This window comes from Clavibacter sp. VKM Ac-2872, from assembly GCF_015351105.1.
In the GTDB taxonomy this organism is placed as follows: domain Bacteria; phylum Actinomycetota; class Actinomycetes; order Actinomycetales; family Microbacteriaceae; genus Clavibacter.
Window position 1 is genome coordinate 286,420 of the sequence record NZ_JADKRR010000002.1, and the last position, 14,700, is coordinate 301,119.

Consider the following 14,700-nt stretch of genomic DNA (forward strand, 5'->3'; position numbering starts at 1 on the left):
GTGGGGGTCTCCTCCGTCGCCCGGGAGGGGTGGCGGGCGACATCCGACTCTACGCCCGGGCGGATCCACGACCGCAGGGCGGCCGGATCCGCGCGGCTCAGTGCACGTGCTCCAGCAGGTCGAGCCCGACCACGCCCAGGGCGTGCCGCACGGCGAGCCGGGCGCGGAGGTCGGCGTCGTCGAAGTGCACCATGACCGCGTAGGCGACCGCGCCGCGCGGCCCGCGGAGCACGCCGGCCTCGGCCCGCACGCCCGCGTCGACACCCGTGCAGTCCACGAGCGCCATGCCGTGCTCGCCGCCGCGGCCCGCGGACGCGTCGAGCCCGAAGGACGCCGCGACCATCGAGCGGTCGGTGTTGAGCGCGAGCCAGCCGACGACGCGCGTGCTCGTCTCCTCGTCGACCACCTCGCCGTGCACGAGCGACGCGAAGAGCGACGCGAGCTCGCGGGCGGATCCGACGGACAGCTGCGGGGCGTCGTCGGGCCCGCGGGTGCCGCGCGCCACGTCGAGGAGCGCCGTGCGGCGGAGGCCGAGCGACTCGGCGCGCGTGCGCACGGCGTCCAGGCCGACGAGCCCGAGGAGCGCGTTGGTGGCGGCCGCGTCGCCCGTCGCGCCGACGAGCGAGGCGAGATCCGTGACGGGCAGCGACGGCACCACGAGGTGGCGCCAGAGGCCCGCGGTGCCGCCCTCGTCGTCCGGTCGGCGATCCACGAGGTGCAGCGGCGAGAGGTCGCCCTCGGTCATGCGCGCGGACAGCTCGACGAGGAGGAGCACGCGGCCGAGGCCGGCGGCGGGCAGGGCCACGTGGTCGTCGACCGCGAGCACGACGTCGCCCGAGTCGAGGTCGGTGGCGCGGGCCGCGACCCGCATGCCGTCGAGGGCGAGGCCGCCGAGCGCGCGGAACGCGGAGCGGAAGCCGTCGGTGGGCTCCTGCCCCGCGTGGCGCGCGGGACCGCCCCCAGCGTGCCGGGAGCGGCGTCGCGGATCCTCGCCGGTCGCGCTCATCGCACGCTCATCGCCGGGCGCGTCACCAGATGGTGACGCGGGCCTCCTCGTCGAGCCAGAGGCCGTCGCCGGGCTGCACGTCGAACGTGTCGTAGAACGCGTCGATGTTGCGGACGATCTGGTTGCAGCGGAACTCGTTCGGCGCGTGCGGGTCGATGGCGAGCAGCCGCATCACCTCGGCATCGCGGCCCTTCTGCTGCCAGGCCTGCGCCCAGGAGAGGAAGAAGCGCTCGGCGCCCGTCAGGCCGTCGATGACGGGCGGCTCGGCGCCCTCGAGCGAGAGGAGGTACGCCTTCCACGCGATGGAGAGGCCGCCGAGGTCGCCGATGTTCTCGCCGATCGTGAGCGCGCCGTTCACGTGCGGCGCGTCCTCGCCCGTGAGCTGCGCGGGCACGAGCGCGTCGTACTGCTGGATCAGCGACGCCGTGCGCTCCTCGAACGCCGCGCGGTCGGCGGGCGTCCACCAGTCGGTGAGGCGGCCGTCGCCGTCGTAGCGCGAGCCCTGGTCGTCGAAGCCGTGGCCGATCTCGTGGCCGATGACCGCGCCGATCGCGCCGTAGTTCGCCGCCGGGTCCCGCGCCTCGTCGAAGAACGGGAACTGGAGGATCGCGGCCGGGAACACGATCTCGTTGAAGCCCGGGTTGTAGTAGGCGTTGATGGTCTGCGGCGTCATGAACCACTCGTCGCGATCCAGCGGGGCGCCGATCTTCGCGAGCTCGCGCCGGGTCTCGAACCGGGAGGTCGCGCGGACGTTGCCCACGAGGTCGGTCGGGTCGATCTCGAGCGCCGAGTAGTCGCGCCACGTGTCGGGGAAGCCGATCTTCGGCGTGAACTTCTCGAGCTTCTCCAGCGCCCTCCCACGGGTCTCCGCGGTCATCCAGTCGAGGCCCGAGATGGATTGCCGGTACGCCTCGACGAGGTGGCCGACGAGCACGTCCATCTCGGCCTTCGCGGTGGGCGAGAAGTGCCGCTCGACGTAGATCCGGCCGATGGCCTCGCCCATGGATCCCTCCACCAGCGAGACGCCGCGCTTCCACCGCACGCGCTGCTCGGGTGCGCCCGTGAGCGTGCGGCCGTAGAAGTCGAAGGACGCCTCCGAGAAGGCCTTCGGCAGCAGCGCCGCGTTCGAGCGGATGACCTGCCAGGTGAGCCAGTCGCGGAGCGCGGGGATCTCGGCGTCGGTCAGCAGCGCGCCGAGGCCCTCGGCGAAGCTCGGCTCGCGCAGCACGACCTCGTCGAGCGCGGCGGCGGGCGCGTCGAGGGCGTCGCGCCAGACGTCGAGGTCGGCGTCGGCCGCCTTCGACACGAGGTCGCGGAGCCCGGCCCACGTGATGAGGTTGTAGGTGGCCTGGCTGTCCCGGGTGCGGACGTTGTCCCAGTGGGCCGCGGCGATGCGGGTCTCGAGGTCGAGGATCCGGTCGGCGCGGGCGGACGCGTCGTCGAGGCCGGCGAGGTCGAGCATGCGCTCGACGAAGGCGCGGTACGCCGTGCGGATGTCCGCGTGGCCGTCCTCGCGGTAGTAGCTCTCGTCGGGGAGGCCGATGCCGCCCTGCTCGATCTGCACGACGTAGCGCTCGGGGTCGCCCGGGTCGTTGTCGACGAAGAGGCCGAGCAGGCCGCTCACGTTGGTCTGCTCGAGCGTGCCGAGGGCGCGCAGGAAGGACGGCACGTCGGTGACGGCGGCGGCCTGGTCGAGCTGGTCGCGGATCGGCTGGACGCCGAGGCGCTCGACGCGCTCCTCGTCCATGAAGCTCGTGAAGAGGTCGCCGAAGCAGCGCTCCTCGGTGCCGGGCTCGGCGTCGACGGCCTCCTCGATGATCACCCGCACGGCCTCCTCCGCCGCCTCGGCGAGCTGGTGGAACGAGCCCCAGCGGGCCTTGTCGTCGGGGATCTCGGTGCGGTCGAGCCAGCGCCCGTTCACGTGGAGGTAGAGGTCGTCCTGCGGGCGCACCCCCGCGTCCAGCTCGTCGGTGCGGATCCCGGTCGGAGGTGTCTCGGCGCTCATGGGCCCGAGCCTAGGCGTCCTCCCCGTCGGCCCGCCGGGAGCCGCGCGGCCGGCCATGTAAAGCGTGCTTGACACGACCCGAGTGTCAAGCTAGCTTGTCATCCATGCGCAGCGAGGTGAGGGGGCTCCGGACCGCGGCCGGGCTCTCCCAGCAGGGCCTCGCCGATGCGCTCGGCGTCTCCCGCCAGACGATCAACGCGATCGAGACCGGTCGCTACGATCCGTCGCTCGCCCTCGCCGTGAAGACGGCGCGCTTCTTCCACCGATCCGTCGAGGAGGTCTTCCATGTCGAAGACGACTGAACGCCGCGGGATCTCCCGCGTGAACGCGCTGCTCGTGGGGGTGCTCGCCGTCGGCGCCCTCGTCGCCCTGATCGCGGGCAACCCGTACAACGCGATCACGCTCGCGGTGATGGCGGCCATCCTGCTGGGTGGCGCGCTCCACGCGGCCCGGCCCTCGTCGTCCGACGTCACCCGCATCAACGGGCTCGAGTACCGGGACGAGCGCGACGGGCTCCTCGCGCAGAAGGGCTTCGCCGCCGTGGGGGTCGCGGCGCTCGTGATGACCGTGGGCACGTTCTTCGTCACCACGCTGATGGGCCAGGTGCAGTGGTACGTCCTCCCGCAGATGCTCGTGCTCGCTGGAGTCTGGGCCGTCGCGAACTGGCTGGCGGTCCAGCGGAGCTGACGCGCGCACCGGATCCGCCCCCGAAACGCCACCGCAACACGGCGTCGGTACGCTCGCCGATCGGGGCGTCTCCCCACACACCCGCGCGAGAGCAGGCGATCATGGCCCGACAGATCTGGACCCTCCACGGCGACGGCAAGGCGGTCGCCACCTCCGCGGTCGTCGGCCCCGGCGAGCGCCTCACCTGGCCCCGCACCATCGGGCTCGGGATGCAGCACGTCGTCGCGATGTTCGGCGCGACCTTCCTCGTGCCCGCCCTCACGGGCTTCCCGCCCACGACCACGCTGTTCTTCTCGGGGCTCGGCACGATCCTCTTCCTCCTGATCACCAAGAACCGGCTGCCCAGCTACCTCGGGTCGTCGTTCGCGTTCCTCGCGCCGATCGGCGCGGCCAACGCGGCCACGGCGGCGGGCGGCGGCGGGATCGGGGCGGCGCTCGCGGGCATCGTCGCGGTCGGCGTGATGCTCGCGATCGTCGGCGGCATCGTGCAGCTCACGGGCACCGGCTGGATCGACGCGCTGCTCCCGCCCGTGGTGGCGGGCGCGATCGTGGCGCTCATCGGCTTCAACCTCGCCTCCGCGGCCCGCGACAACTTCGTCGACAAGCCCGTGACCGCGACCATCACGCTCGCCGCGGTGATCCTCTCCACGGTGCTGTTCCGCGGGATCCTCGGCCGGCTCTCCATCGTGCTCGGCGTGGTCGTGGGGTACGTCGTGGCCGCGATCCGAGGCGAGATCGTGTTCGACCCGATCGGGTCCGCCGCGTGGATCGGCCTGCCCGAGTTCCACGCGCCCGAGATCACGCCGCAGTTCTGGGCGCTGCTGCCCGCCTTCCTGCCCGTGGTGCTCGTGCTGGTCGCCGAGAACGTGGGCCACATCCGCGGCGTCGCGCAGATGACCGACGGCTCGGTGAACGAGCTGACCGGCCGCGCGCTCCTCGCCGACGGACTGGCGACCGTGCTCGCGGGCCTCGGCGGCGGATCCGGCACCACGACCTACGGCGAGAACATCGGGGTGATGGCCGCCACCCGCGTCTACTCGACCGCCGCGTACTGGGTGGCCGGCGGGTTCGCCGTGCTGCTCGGGCTCTCCCCCAAGGTCGGCGCCGTCATCAACACGATCCCGGCCGGCGTGCTCGGCGGCGTGACGACCGCGCTGTACGGCCTCATCGGGATCATCGGCGTGAAGATCTGGCTGGACAACAAGGTGGACTTCTCGAAGCCCGTCAACCAGCTCACGGCGGCGACCGCGCTCATCGTCGCGATCGCGCCCTTCACCTTCACGCTCGGCACGGTCTCGTTCAACGGCATCGCGCTCGGCACCATCGCGGCCATCGTGATCTACCACGTGATGCACACGGTCGCGCGGCTCCGCGGAACCGACTGACCCGACGGCCGGCCGCGGGCGGTGGATCCGCTCACGGCCGGGCGCCGTCCGCGTGGCCTACCATCGCGGGAGCGCCGCCCGCCGGCCGGGCGTCCGCGAGCCGGGCCCCGCCATCGCGGGAGCGTCCCCGTCCGCATCGACCGCAGGAGAACCACCCGCCATGCACACGCCTGCGCGCCGAACCGGCGCCGCCCGGTGAACGCGGACGAGTCGCTCGCCGCGCATGCCGTCCGCACGCCGGCCCGCGGCATCATGTCGCGCCCGTGGCTGGCGTTCGCGCTCTGCCACCTGTGGCTCATCGCGCTCAACCTGATCGGCCCGACCTCCGCGCTCACCGACGTGACGGACGTCTACCGCGTCTGGATGCAGGAGGGCATGGCAGGCGGCGGCTGGGTGGGCATCGACCTGCCGTGGGTGTACCCGATCCTCGCGGCCGTGCCCATGCTCGTCTCCCTCGTCGGCGGCACCGTCCTCTACGGCACGGTGTGGCTCGCGCTGGTCACGCTGCTCGACGCCGGGGCGTTCGCGCTGCTCCTCCGCATCCGACGCGGACGCGGCCTCGGACCCGCCGCGTGGTGGCTCGGCTTCCTCGTGGCGCTCGGGCCGGTCTCGCTCGGCCGGATCGACGCGGTCACCGTGCCGCTCGCCCTCGCCGGCCTGCTCGTGCTCGCGACCCGGCCCGCCCTCGCCTCCGCGCTCCTCACCGTCGGCGCCTGGGTGAAGGTGTGGCCGGCCGCCCTGCTGCTCACCGCCGTGATCGCCCGCCGCGGGCTCGCGCGCGGCAGGGTCGTCGTCACCGCGCTGGGCACGACGGCCGCGGTCGTGGCCGGATCCCTCCTCATCGGCAGCGGCGCGAACGTGCTGGGCTTCGTGGGCCAGCAGACCGGCCGCGGGCTCCAGGTCGAGTCGACCGCCGCGCTGTACCACCTGTGGCGCATCGTCGCGGGCGACGACCGGTACCGCGTGTACGACGACCTGCGCATCATCACGTTCCAGGTGTCGGGCCCCGGGGTGGACGCGGTCGCGGCCGCGCTGACGCCGATCATGGTGGGCGTCGTGCTCGTCGTGACGCTGCTCGGGATCCGCGCGCACCTCCGCGGCGCCTCCCCCGCCGCGCTGATGGGGCCGCTGTCGCTCGCGCTCGTCGCGGCCCTCATCGTCACGAACAAGGTCGGCTCGCCGCAGTACGTGTCGTGGTTCGCCGTGCCGATCATCGTGATGCTCGTGCACGACCGCCACGCCACCGGCACGGCCGTCGTGGCGCGCCTCGGGCTCGTCGTGGCCGCGCTCACGCAGCTCGTCTTCCCCTACGCGTACACGCTGCTCACGTCCGCGGTCCCGGTGATCACGCTGCGCGACCTCGCGGAGATCGCGCTCCTGGCGGTGGCCGTCGCGCAGCTGGTCCGGCTGGGCGCCGTGGAGGTCGACGGGATCCCCGGGGCCGGGATCGCCCGCGCCCGGCGGACCGCGCCGCGGCCGGTGCGCCCCGCGCTGGGCGCGCGCGTGCTCGACCCCCAGGCGGCGGCGCCCGCCCCTCAGGAGCGCGGCACCGCCTGAGCGAGGGCGGCGAGCACGGCGTCGGACGTGGCGACCGCGCCGAACACGCCGCCCTGCATCGTGACCATCCGGAGCGCGGCGTCGTGGTTGGCCGGATCCGTGGCACCCGTGCAGTCCGACAGCACCAGGCACTCGTAGCCGCGGTCGTTCGCCTCCCGCATGGTCGTGGAGACGCAGACATCGGTGGTGATGCCCGTGAGGATCAGCCGGTCGATGCCGCGCGCCCGCAGCACCAGGTCGAGGTCGGTCGCGTAGAACGCGCCCTTGCCGGGCTTGTCGATCACGGGCTCGCCGGGGAGCGGGGCCACCTCGGGGACGATCTCCCAGCCGGGTTCGCCGCGCACGAGGATCCGGCCGCACGGGCCGACGCTGCCGATCTCGGCGCCCGCGCGCTCCGACCGCCAGCGCTTGTTCGCGGGCAGGTCGGAGAGGTCGGGGCGGTGGCCCTCGCGGGTGTGGATCACCGTCATGCCGAGCGCGCGCACGCGCTCGAGCAGCCGCGCGGTGGGCGCGAGGCCGGCGCGCGTGAGGGCGAGGTCGTAGCCCATGCGGTCGACGTAGCCGCCGACTCCGCAGAAGTCGACCTGCCAGTCGATGCAGACCACGGCGGTGCGCGCGACGTCGACGGCGCCGTCGTAGGGCCAGGCGTAGGGATCCGCCGCGACGGGCGTGGTGCCGGCGACGACCGCGGGCACGGCGACCGCGCTCACGAGCGCGCCTCCCCCGCGTCGACGGCCGCGGCCAGCGGGGCGCGCACCCGTCCCGCGGCGTCCGCGACGACGAGCACGACCGCGCCGACGACCATGCCCACGACCGCGGTCGAGAGGAAGTCGGCGTACGCGTGGGCCACGAGCGCGACGACGGCGCCGACCGCCCAGCCGACGAACGCGGGGGCGCGCCAGGCGCCGCGGGCGACGACGGATCCGGCCGCCTGGCGCCGCGGCGCGAGCAGCAGCTGGTCGACGATGAGCACGGCGCCGATGGGCGGCACGATCACGCCGAGCAGGTTCAGCCACACCTCGAAGTAGGTCCAGATGCCGGCGACCGCGAGGACGACGCCCACCGCGCCGAGCACGAGCGTCGTGCGGCGCATGCGCATGCCGGTGAGCTGGCTCCAGCCGACGGCGCCGTTGTAGAGGCAGTGGGCGCACACGGATCCGAGGTTCACGACCACGAACAGCACGGCGAGCGGCACGAGGGCACCGCCCTGCGCGACGAGGATCCCGAGGAAGTCGCCGCCCGCGGTGCCCGGGTCGGTCGCGCCGCCCAGCGCGACGACGAGGCCGCCGACCACCAGCGCGATCGCGTTGCCGAACGGGAACGCCGCGAGGGTCGCGAGCACGGCCTGCCGGCCCGAGCGCGCCCAGCGCGTGAAGTCGGCGGTCATGGTGCCCGAGTCGGCGAAGAGCGCGACGACGAGGGTCACGGCCGCGCCGAAGCTCAGCGCTCCGGCTCCCGCGGCGGGCGCGGTCTGCAGCTCCGCGCCGCCCGGCCGGGTCGCCACGATGACGACGGCGACCGCGCCGAGCACGAGGTAGAGAGGAGCGGCGACCACGCCGATCCAGGAGAGCGCCCGGATCCCGAGGAGCGTGACCGCGACGAAGAGGAGGCCGGCCACGAGGGTGGTGCCCGTCTGGTCCCAGCCGAGGCTGCCGTGGAGGGTGGATCCGGTGAGCCCGGTCTGGAACGCGAACCAGCCGATGACCACGGTCGCGAGGAAGCCCGCCGGCACGACGTACCCCTTCGCGCCGAACGTGCGCATCGCCATGAGCGCGAAGCTCTCGCCGCTGCGCCCGGCCAGGTAGCTGAGCGCGCCGACGTAGACCATGAGGACGAGCGTGCCGACCGCGACGGCGCCCATGCCCGGCCAGAAGCCGAGCGAGTGGACGACCAGGCCGCCGAACACGGCGCACGTGAGGATCATCGGGAAGCCGAGCCAGACGGCGGCGACCGACGCGGTGCGACGGCGCGCGTGCGGGGGCACGGGCTCCGACTCGTACTCGGAGAAGGCGGGGCGGTCGGCGGGATCCGGGGCGGCGCCGTCAGCGTGGCGCGCGACCGGCGGGGCGGCGGGGTGCGACATGGGAGCTCCTGGGAGTCGGGTGACGCCGGCGGGGGATCCGGCTGCGCCCTATAGGAACACCCGCGCCGCTCTCGCGCGTTTCTGCGGTGTTTCGGGGATGTGAAACACGTCTGGGTGAAGGCCTGGCGGCGGATCCTATAATCGAGTGCATGCCGACTCCCGCCCTGGTCCCCGCCCGTCTCGGCGCCGGGGAGCGCGTGCGGGTGCTGCTCGAGGAGGAGATCCTCGGCGGCGTCATCGCCCCCGGATCCCGCGTGAAGGCCGACGAGGTCGCCCAGCGGATGGGCACGAGCCACATCCCCGTGCGCGAGGCGCTGCGCGCGCTCGAGGCCGACGGCTGGGTCGTGCATCGCGCGCACGAGGGCATGTCGGTGCGGCCGCGCGTGCTGTCCGAGCTGGTGGACCTGTTCGAGGCGCGAGCGCTCGTCGAGCCCCGGGCCGTCGAGCTCGCCGCGGGGCGCCGCACGGCCGACGACCTCCGCGAGCTCGAGCGCGTGATCCGCCTGCAGGAGCTGACCCGGGACCCGGCCGACCTCGCGCGCCTCAACTACGACTTCCACGTGGCCCTCGCGTCCGCCGCGCACAACAGCACGCTGGCGCAGGTCGTCGAGTCGATGTCGAAGCGCGTGCGCTTCCACTACCTGCCCGCCGCGAGCGCGCGCCGGCCCGACTCCCTCGCCGACCACCGCGAGCTGCTCACGCTGGTGGAGCGGCGCGAGGGCGAGCGGGCGGCGGATCTCGCGCGCCGGCACATCGAGGCCACGCGCGTCGACGCGTGCGCGGCGCTCGAGGCGCTCACGCGCGAGGAGTCCACGGCGGCCGAGGCCGCGGGCTAGCGGTCGCCGCCGGCTCGGATCAGAGCCCGAGCAGCCGCTCCAACGCCACGTCCTCGAGGGAGTCGAGCACGAGGTCCGCCCCCGCGTCGCGCAGCTCGTCGGCCGAGTAGTGGCCGCTCGCGACGCCGACCGCGGTCGCGCATGCGTCGTGCGCGGAGGTGATGTCGTTCGGGGTGTCGCCGACGACGAGCACCTCGTCGCGCCGGGGCTCGGCGCCGCGGAGGGTGCCGGCCGTCGCGATCGCCCGGCGGACGACGTCGACGCGGTCGGGCGAGTCGGATCCGTACGCGCCGAACACGAAGAACCGGCCGAGACGGGCGGGCTCCATCTTCGTGCGGGCCGCGCCCTCCATCGCGCCGGAGACGAGGCCGAGCACGACACCCGCGTCGGCGAGCCGGTCGAGCAGGGCCTCCGCGCCGTCGAGCACGCGGTAGCCGTCGGAGACGCGGATGTCGTCGGCGAGGTGCCGGAGGTAGGAGGCGTAGAGGCGCGCGAGCTCGGCGGGCTCCGGATCCCGGCCCATCACGCCGCGGAAGGTGGCGGCGCCGACCAGCGGATCCGTCTCCCCCGCCGACGAGTGCTCGCCGATGTCGGCCTCGACGTCGTGCAGGTCGCGGAACGCCATCGCCCAGCTGCGGGCGCCGGAGCCGCCCGTGTGGATGAGGGTCTCGTCGATGTCGAAGAGGACGGCGGGCGGGGTGGATTTCGTGTCGGCCATGCATCCATCGTGCTCCGGCGCAGCTCCGCGCGGCCCGACCGCGGCGCCCGTCGGATCAGGACGAGCGGCGCGCGCGGACCCGCTCGGTCGTCCGCGCGATGACGCGCAGGCTGTCGATGAGCGTCGCGATCTGCTCGCGGCTGAGGTCGGCGAGCACCTCGTCCTCGTCGGCGACGAGGCGGCGCATCGCCCGGTCGACGCGCTCGATGCCGAACGGCGTGAGCACCACGAGCCGGCTGCGGCCGCCCGCCGGATCCTCCTCGCGCGTGATGAAGGAGCGCGCGGTCAGCCGGTTCACCCGGTGCACGAGGCTGCCCGTGTCGGTGCCGAGGCGCTCGGCGAGCCCGGCGCGCGTGAGGCCCGCGTCGCCCTGCTGGCGGAGCACGGAGAGGAACTCGAACTCGCTCGTGGTGAGGCCCTCGGCGGCGAACGCGCCCTCGCGGATCCGCTGCATCTGCGGCAGCAGGCGCCGGAGCCGGGACACCACGTCGAGCGGCGCGAAGTCGACGTCGGGCATGGCGGCGCCCCACGCGTCGATCACCAGGTCGACGTCGTCGTCATCCTTCATCGGGACTCCCACCGTCGCGTCCACGGTACCCGGAGCGGCGGGCGCGGAGAGACGCTCCGGACGCCGCGGACGGCCGATGTCGCGGGGCGTCGCGGATCGCGGGTCCGGCCGCGGCCTCCGGCAGGATGTGCGCATGACCCGGCCGCTCCCGCTCCCCGACCGCCCGCTGGTGCTCGACGGCGGCCTCGGCACGCTGCTGGAGGCGCGCGGGCACGACCTGTCGGATCCGCTGTGGAGCGCCCGCGTGCTCGCCGACGAGCCGGGCGCGGTGCGGGCGGCGCACGCCGAGTTCTTCCGCGCGGGCGCGGACGTCGCGATCACGGCGTCGTACCAGGTGGGATTCGACGCGTTCGCGGCGCGCGGGCTGAGCACCGCGGAGACCGAGGCGCTGCTCCGGGCGAGCGTGCGGCTCGCGGCCGAGGCGCGGGACGAGGTCGCGCGGGAGGACGCCGCCGGGGCGGGCCGCGACCGGTGGATCGCCGCGTCCGTCGGCCCGTACGGCGCGACGCTCGGCGACGGCTCCGAGTACGCGGGATTCAGCGGCCTCACCCGCGCGGAGCTCCGCCGCTGGCACGCCCCGCGGTTCGCCGTGCTCGCCGACGCCGGCGCCGACCTCCTCGCCTGCGAGACCATCCCGAGCCTCGACGAGGGCCGCGCGCTGGTGGATCTCGCGCGCGGCTCCGGCGCGTCGGCCTGGCTCGCGTTCACGGTCGCGGACGGCCGCCTGCGCTCGGGCGAGCCGATGGCCGAGGGCTTCCGGCTCGCGGATGAGGCCGACGAGATCGTGGCGGTGGGGATCAACTGCGCGCACCCCGACGAGGTGCCGGCCGCGATCGCCGCGGCCCGGAGCGTCACCGACCGGCCGGTGGTCGTCTACCCGAACTCCGGCGAGCGCTGGGACGCGGTCGCGCGCGGCTGGGGCGGCGACCCCGCGCTGCCGTCCGTCGACGCGTGGATCCGCGCGGGTGCGGCGCTCGTCGGCGGGTGCTGCCGGGTCGGCCCCGACGAGATCCGCCGGATGCGCGACGCGCTCGGCTGAGGCCGCGCGCACGACGACGGCCCGCCCCCGCGCGGGGACGGGCCGTCGGGTGCGGGAAGGGTCAGGCGCCCGCGACCGCCTGGCGGAGGCCGTCGGCGAGCGACGTGGTGGGACGGCCGAGCAGGCGCGACAGGTCGCCCGTCTCGTCGTCGAGCTGGCCGGCGGCCGTGGCGGCGTCGAGGCCGACGACGAAGCCGACGGTGCCCTCGTCGAGGCCGGCGCCGCCGAGGATCCGCGCGTGCTCCTCGCTCGAGACCCGCGAGACGGGCACGGGCTGGCCGAGGATCCCGGAGATGGCCTCGGCGAGGTCGTCCTGCGTCCAGCGCTCGTCGCCCGCGAGCTCGAACGTCTGCCCGGCGAGCGAGTCATCGAGGGCCGCGACCGCGGTGGCCTCGGCGAAGTCGGCGATGGTGGCGCTCGCGACGCGGCCGTCGCCCGCGCTCGTGAGGAGCGCGCCCGTCTGCTTCACGGTGTCGACCGTGCCCGCGTAGTTCTCGGTGTACCAGCCGTTGCGGAGCAGCGTGACGGGGACACCCGACGCGGCGAGCACCTCCTCGGTGGCCTTGTGCTCGCCCGCGATGAAGAGCTCGGTGGTGGAGGCGCGGAGGACGCTCGAGTAGAGGATCCGGCCGACGCCCGCGGCCTTCGCGGCCTCGATGACGGTGGTGTGCTGCGGCACGCGCTGGCCGACCTCGCTGCCGGAGACGAGCACGAGCGTGTCGCCGGGCTGGATCGCGGCGGCGACGCTCTCGGCGTCGGTGTACTCGAGGCGCGCGGTGCGGACGCCCTGCGCGGCGAGGTCGGCGAGGGCCTCGGGACGGCGCGCGGTGGCGAGCACGTCGGAGGCGGCGGCGCCGCGGGCGAGGAGGGACGCGACGATGCGCGATCCGAGGCGGCCGGTGGCGGCGGTGACGACGATGGTCATGGGGATGCCTTTCGAGTCGGGAGGAGCGGTACGCCGGGGTCAACGACTCCGTCGCCGAGTACCTTCCCACAGAGGGGTACCCACCTTCTGGTAAGTTGTGCGATGTGACGCAGATGAGCTTCCGGGTGAGCCGCGACCGGCCCGGCGTGACCGAGGGCCGCTACCCCGCGAACTGCCCGTCGCGCACGCTGCTCGACCACATCACGAGCAAGTGGGGCGTGCTCGTCCTCCTCGCGCTCGGGGAGCGGTCGCGCCGCTGGGGCGAGCTGCGGCGCGAGGTCGAGGGCATCAGCGAGAAGATGCTCGCCTCCACGCTGCGCACGCTCGCCGACGACGGGCTCGTCCTCCGCGAGGCGCAGCCCACCATCCCGCCGCGGGTCGACTACCGGCTCACCGAGCTCGGCCACGAGGCGAGCGCCCGGCTCGTGCCGCTCATGGACCTCGTCATGGACATCACCGAGGACACGTCGCCGCTGGCGTCACGCCGACCCTAGGCTTGGTGCGGCCGCCGAGGGATCGGCGCCGACCCGCCCCGCGCCACGGCGCCACCCGGCCAGAGAGAGACCGACGATGCCCTCCCCGTCCGCGCCGACGCTGTCGCGCACGACCGCCCCGACCCGCGACGTCCGCCGTGCGCGCGTCGCCGTCGGCATCCTCTTCTTCACGAACGGCGCGATCTTCGCGAACCTGCTGCCGCGCTACCCGTCGATCAAGGTGGAGCTCGGGCTGACCAACGTCGAGTTCGGCGCCGCCGTCGCCGCGTCGCCGCTGGGGGCGCTCATCGCCGGGCTCGCCGCGGGCGTGCTCATCCGCCGGTACCGGTCGGCGCGCGTGGCGGTCGCCGCGACCGTCGTGGCCTCCGTCGGGATCCTGCTGGCCGGCCTCGCGCCCGGCTGGCTCGTGCTCGCGATGGCGCTGTTCCTCGCGGGCGCCATGGACTCCATCACCGACGTCGCGCAGAACTCGCACGCGCTCCGGGTGCAGCGGCTCTACGGGCGCTCGATCATCAACTCGTTCCACGCGGTCTGGTCGATCGGCGCGGTCGCTGGCGGGATCATGGGCGCGGCCGCCGCGCAGATCCGGATGCCGCTGATCGTGCACCTCTCCATCTCGGCCGCGCTGTTCAGCGCGCTGGCTGTGCTGTCGCTGCTGTGGCTGCTGAAGGGGCCGGAGCCGGAGCCCGGCGAGGGCGGCGCCGCCCATGCGCACGCGCCGGATCCCGAGGGCGACGTCGCGCGCGCCGCCTCCCCCGCGCGCTCGGCCTCGTCGCGAAGTACGGCGTGCTGCTCGCGCTCGTGATCATCGCGTCCGGCGGCGCCATCGTCGAGGACGCCGGCAGCTCCTGGTCGGCCATCTACCTCTCGGGCGACCTCGGCGCCAGCGCGTTCGTCGCGGGCCTCGGCTTCATCTCGCTCCAGGGCATGCAGTTCATCGGCCGGATGCTCGGCGACCGCATGGTCGACCGCTTCGGCCAGCGCGCCGTCGCCCGGCTCGGCGGCGTCCTCGTGCTCGTCGGCATGGGCGCCGCGCTCGCGTTCCCGAGCATCGTCGGCACGATCGTCGGATTCGGCGTCGCGGGCTTCGGCGTCGCGACCCTCATCCCGGCCGCCATGCAGGCCGCCGACGAGCTGCCCGGCTTCAAGCCCGGCACCGGCCTCACCATCGTCGGCTGGCTGCTGCGGCTCGGCTTCCTCATCTCGCCGCCCGTCGTCGGCGCCATCGCGGACGCCTCGTCGCTCCGCTTCGGCCTGATCTTCATCCCGGCCGCCGGGCTCCTCGTGCTCGTGTTCTCGCGCGTGCTGGCGACGCGGCGGGCGCACCCGGCGGCGCAGGCGCTGCCTGCCGCGGCCTCCGTCCCCTCCCCCTAGGGGCGGCTGCGGCCGGATCCGCT

Annotated in this window: 16 protein-coding genes; 9 read left to right on the plus strand and 7 right to left on the minus strand. The window is 74.5% G+C overall.

The window, feature by feature from the left end; all coding sequences use genetic code 11:
• Nucleotides 1-97: 97 nt before the first annotated feature.
• Nucleotides 98-1,006 (minus strand): serine hydrolase, encoded by a 909-nt coding sequence (locus tag ITJ40_RS11715; RefSeq protein WP_194667233.1) that lies wholly within the window; start codon nucleotides 1,004-1,006, stop codon nucleotides 98-100.
• A 22-nt stretch (nucleotides 1,007-1,028) separates the two neighbouring features.
• The gene (locus ITJ40_RS11720) at nucleotides 1,029-3,011 is read right to left on the minus strand and encodes a M13 family metallopeptidase (protein WP_194667234.1); all 1,983 of its coding nucleotides are present in this window, start codon (nucleotides 3,009-3,011) and stop codon (nucleotides 1,029-1,031) included.
• A 104-nt stretch (nucleotides 3,012-3,115) separates the two neighbouring features.
• Between ITJ40_RS11720 and ITJ40_RS11725 the strand changes: the two genes are divergently transcribed.
• The 4 genes from ITJ40_RS11725 to ITJ40_RS11740 all read left to right on the plus strand — a co-directional run bounded on the left by ITJ40_RS11725 (nucleotide 3,116) and on the right by ITJ40_RS11740 (nucleotide 6,640).
• Nucleotides 3,116-3,313, plus strand: a complete 198-nt coding sequence (locus tag ITJ40_RS11725) for a helix-turn-helix transcriptional regulator (RefSeq protein ID WP_194667235.1) — start codon at nucleotides 3,116-3,118, stop codon at nucleotides 3,311-3,313.
• A complete protein-coding gene (locus ITJ40_RS11730; protein ID WP_194667236.1) occupies nucleotides 3,297-3,698 on the plus strand; it encodes a hypothetical protein in 402 nt (133 codons plus the stop codon). Before ITJ40_RS11725 ends, ITJ40_RS11730 begins: the two co-directional genes overlap by 17 nt.
• Before the next feature lie 101 nt (nucleotides 3,699-3,799).
• Nucleotides 3,800-5,083 carry a uracil-xanthine permease family protein gene (locus ITJ40_RS11735; protein WP_194667237.1) on the plus strand — a complete coding sequence of 428 codons (1,284 nt, stop codon included), beginning with the start codon at nucleotides 3,800-3,802 and terminating at the stop codon, nucleotides 5,081-5,083.
• Between the two features lie 195 nt (nucleotides 5,084-5,278).
• Nucleotides 5,279-6,640 carry a glycosyltransferase 87 family protein gene (locus tag ITJ40_RS11740; protein ID WP_194667238.1) on the plus strand — a complete coding sequence of 454 codons (1,362 nt, stop codon included), beginning with the start codon at nucleotides 5,279-5,281 and terminating at the stop codon, nucleotides 6,638-6,640.
• Here the strand turns inward: ITJ40_RS11740 and ITJ40_RS11745 are convergent.
• Both ITJ40_RS11745 and ITJ40_RS11750 read right to left on the minus strand, forming a co-directional pair.
• Nucleotides 6,619-7,350 (minus strand): isochorismatase family cysteine hydrolase, encoded by a 732-nt coding sequence (locus ITJ40_RS11745; protein ID WP_194667239.1) that lies wholly within the window; start codon nucleotides 7,348-7,350, stop codon nucleotides 6,619-6,621. The genes ITJ40_RS11740 and ITJ40_RS11745 overlap by 22 nt on opposite strands.
• Nucleotides 7,347-8,723 carry a cytosine permease gene (locus tag ITJ40_RS11750; RefSeq protein WP_194667240.1) on the minus strand — a complete coding sequence of 459 codons (1,377 nt, stop codon included), beginning with the start codon at nucleotides 8,721-8,723 and terminating at the stop codon, nucleotides 7,347-7,349. The genes ITJ40_RS11745 and ITJ40_RS11750 overlap by 4 nt, the downstream gene beginning before the upstream one ends.
• A gap of 149 nt (nucleotides 8,724-8,872) precedes the next feature.
• Between ITJ40_RS11750 and ITJ40_RS11755 the strand changes: the two genes are divergently transcribed.
• Complete coding sequence (locus tag ITJ40_RS11755; protein ID WP_194667241.1) at nucleotides 8,873-9,559, plus strand: GntR family transcriptional regulator; 687 nt, start codon at nucleotides 8,873-8,875, stop codon at nucleotides 9,557-9,559.
• Between the two features lie 19 nt (nucleotides 9,560-9,578).
• Here the strand turns inward: ITJ40_RS11755 and ITJ40_RS11760 are convergent, their stop codons facing one another.
• Together ITJ40_RS11760 and ITJ40_RS11765 are read right to left on the minus strand one after the other, a co-directional pair.
• Complete coding sequence (locus ITJ40_RS11760) at nucleotides 9,579-10,277, minus strand: HAD family hydrolase (RefSeq protein ID WP_194667242.1); 699 nt, start codon at nucleotides 10,275-10,277, stop codon at nucleotides 9,579-9,581.
• A gap of 55 nt (nucleotides 10,278-10,332) precedes the next feature.
• Nucleotides 10,333-10,845 (minus strand): MarR family winged helix-turn-helix transcriptional regulator, encoded by a 513-nt coding sequence (locus ITJ40_RS11765; RefSeq protein WP_012039517.1) that lies wholly within the window; start codon nucleotides 10,843-10,845, stop codon nucleotides 10,333-10,335.
• A gap of 133 nt (nucleotides 10,846-10,978) precedes the next feature.
• Here ITJ40_RS11765 and mmuM point away from each other — a divergent pair, with 133 nt between their 5' ends.
• Nucleotides 10,979-11,884, plus strand: coding sequence for a homocysteine S-methyltransferase (gene mmuM / locus ITJ40_RS11770; RefSeq protein WP_194667243.1), 906 nt, complete (start codon nucleotides 10,979-10,981; stop codon nucleotides 11,882-11,884).
• A gap of 61 nt (nucleotides 11,885-11,945) precedes the next feature.
• Here the strand turns inward: mmuM and ITJ40_RS11775 are convergent, their stop codons facing one another.
• Entirely contained in the window at nucleotides 11,946-12,809 is an 864-nt protein-coding gene (locus ITJ40_RS11775) for an SDR family oxidoreductase (protein WP_194667244.1), read from the minus strand.
• 113 nt (nucleotides 12,810-12,922) lie between these two features.
• On the opposite strand from ITJ40_RS11775, the gene ITJ40_RS11780 reads away from it, so the two are divergent.
• The 3 genes from ITJ40_RS11780 to ITJ40_RS17095 all read left to right on the plus strand — a co-directional run bounded on the left by ITJ40_RS11780 (nucleotide 12,923) and on the right by ITJ40_RS17095 (nucleotide 14,677).
• On the plus strand, nucleotides 12,923-13,303 hold the full coding sequence (locus ITJ40_RS11780) for a helix-turn-helix domain-containing protein (protein WP_194667436.1): 381 nt from the start codon (nucleotides 12,923-12,925) through the stop codon (nucleotides 13,301-13,303).
• A gap of 76 nt (nucleotides 13,304-13,379) precedes the next feature.
• Nucleotides 13,380-14,108 (plus strand): MFS transporter, encoded by a 729-nt coding sequence (locus ITJ40_RS17090; protein WP_228512349.1) that lies wholly within the window; start codon nucleotides 13,380-13,382, stop codon nucleotides 14,106-14,108.
• The gene (locus ITJ40_RS17095) at nucleotides 14,090-14,677 is read left to right on the plus strand and encodes an MFS transporter (protein WP_370532044.1); all 588 of its coding nucleotides are present in this window, start codon (nucleotides 14,090-14,092) and stop codon (nucleotides 14,675-14,677) included. Before ITJ40_RS17090 ends, ITJ40_RS17095 begins: the two co-directional genes overlap by 19 nt.
• Nucleotides 14,678-14,700 lie beyond the last annotated feature (23 nt).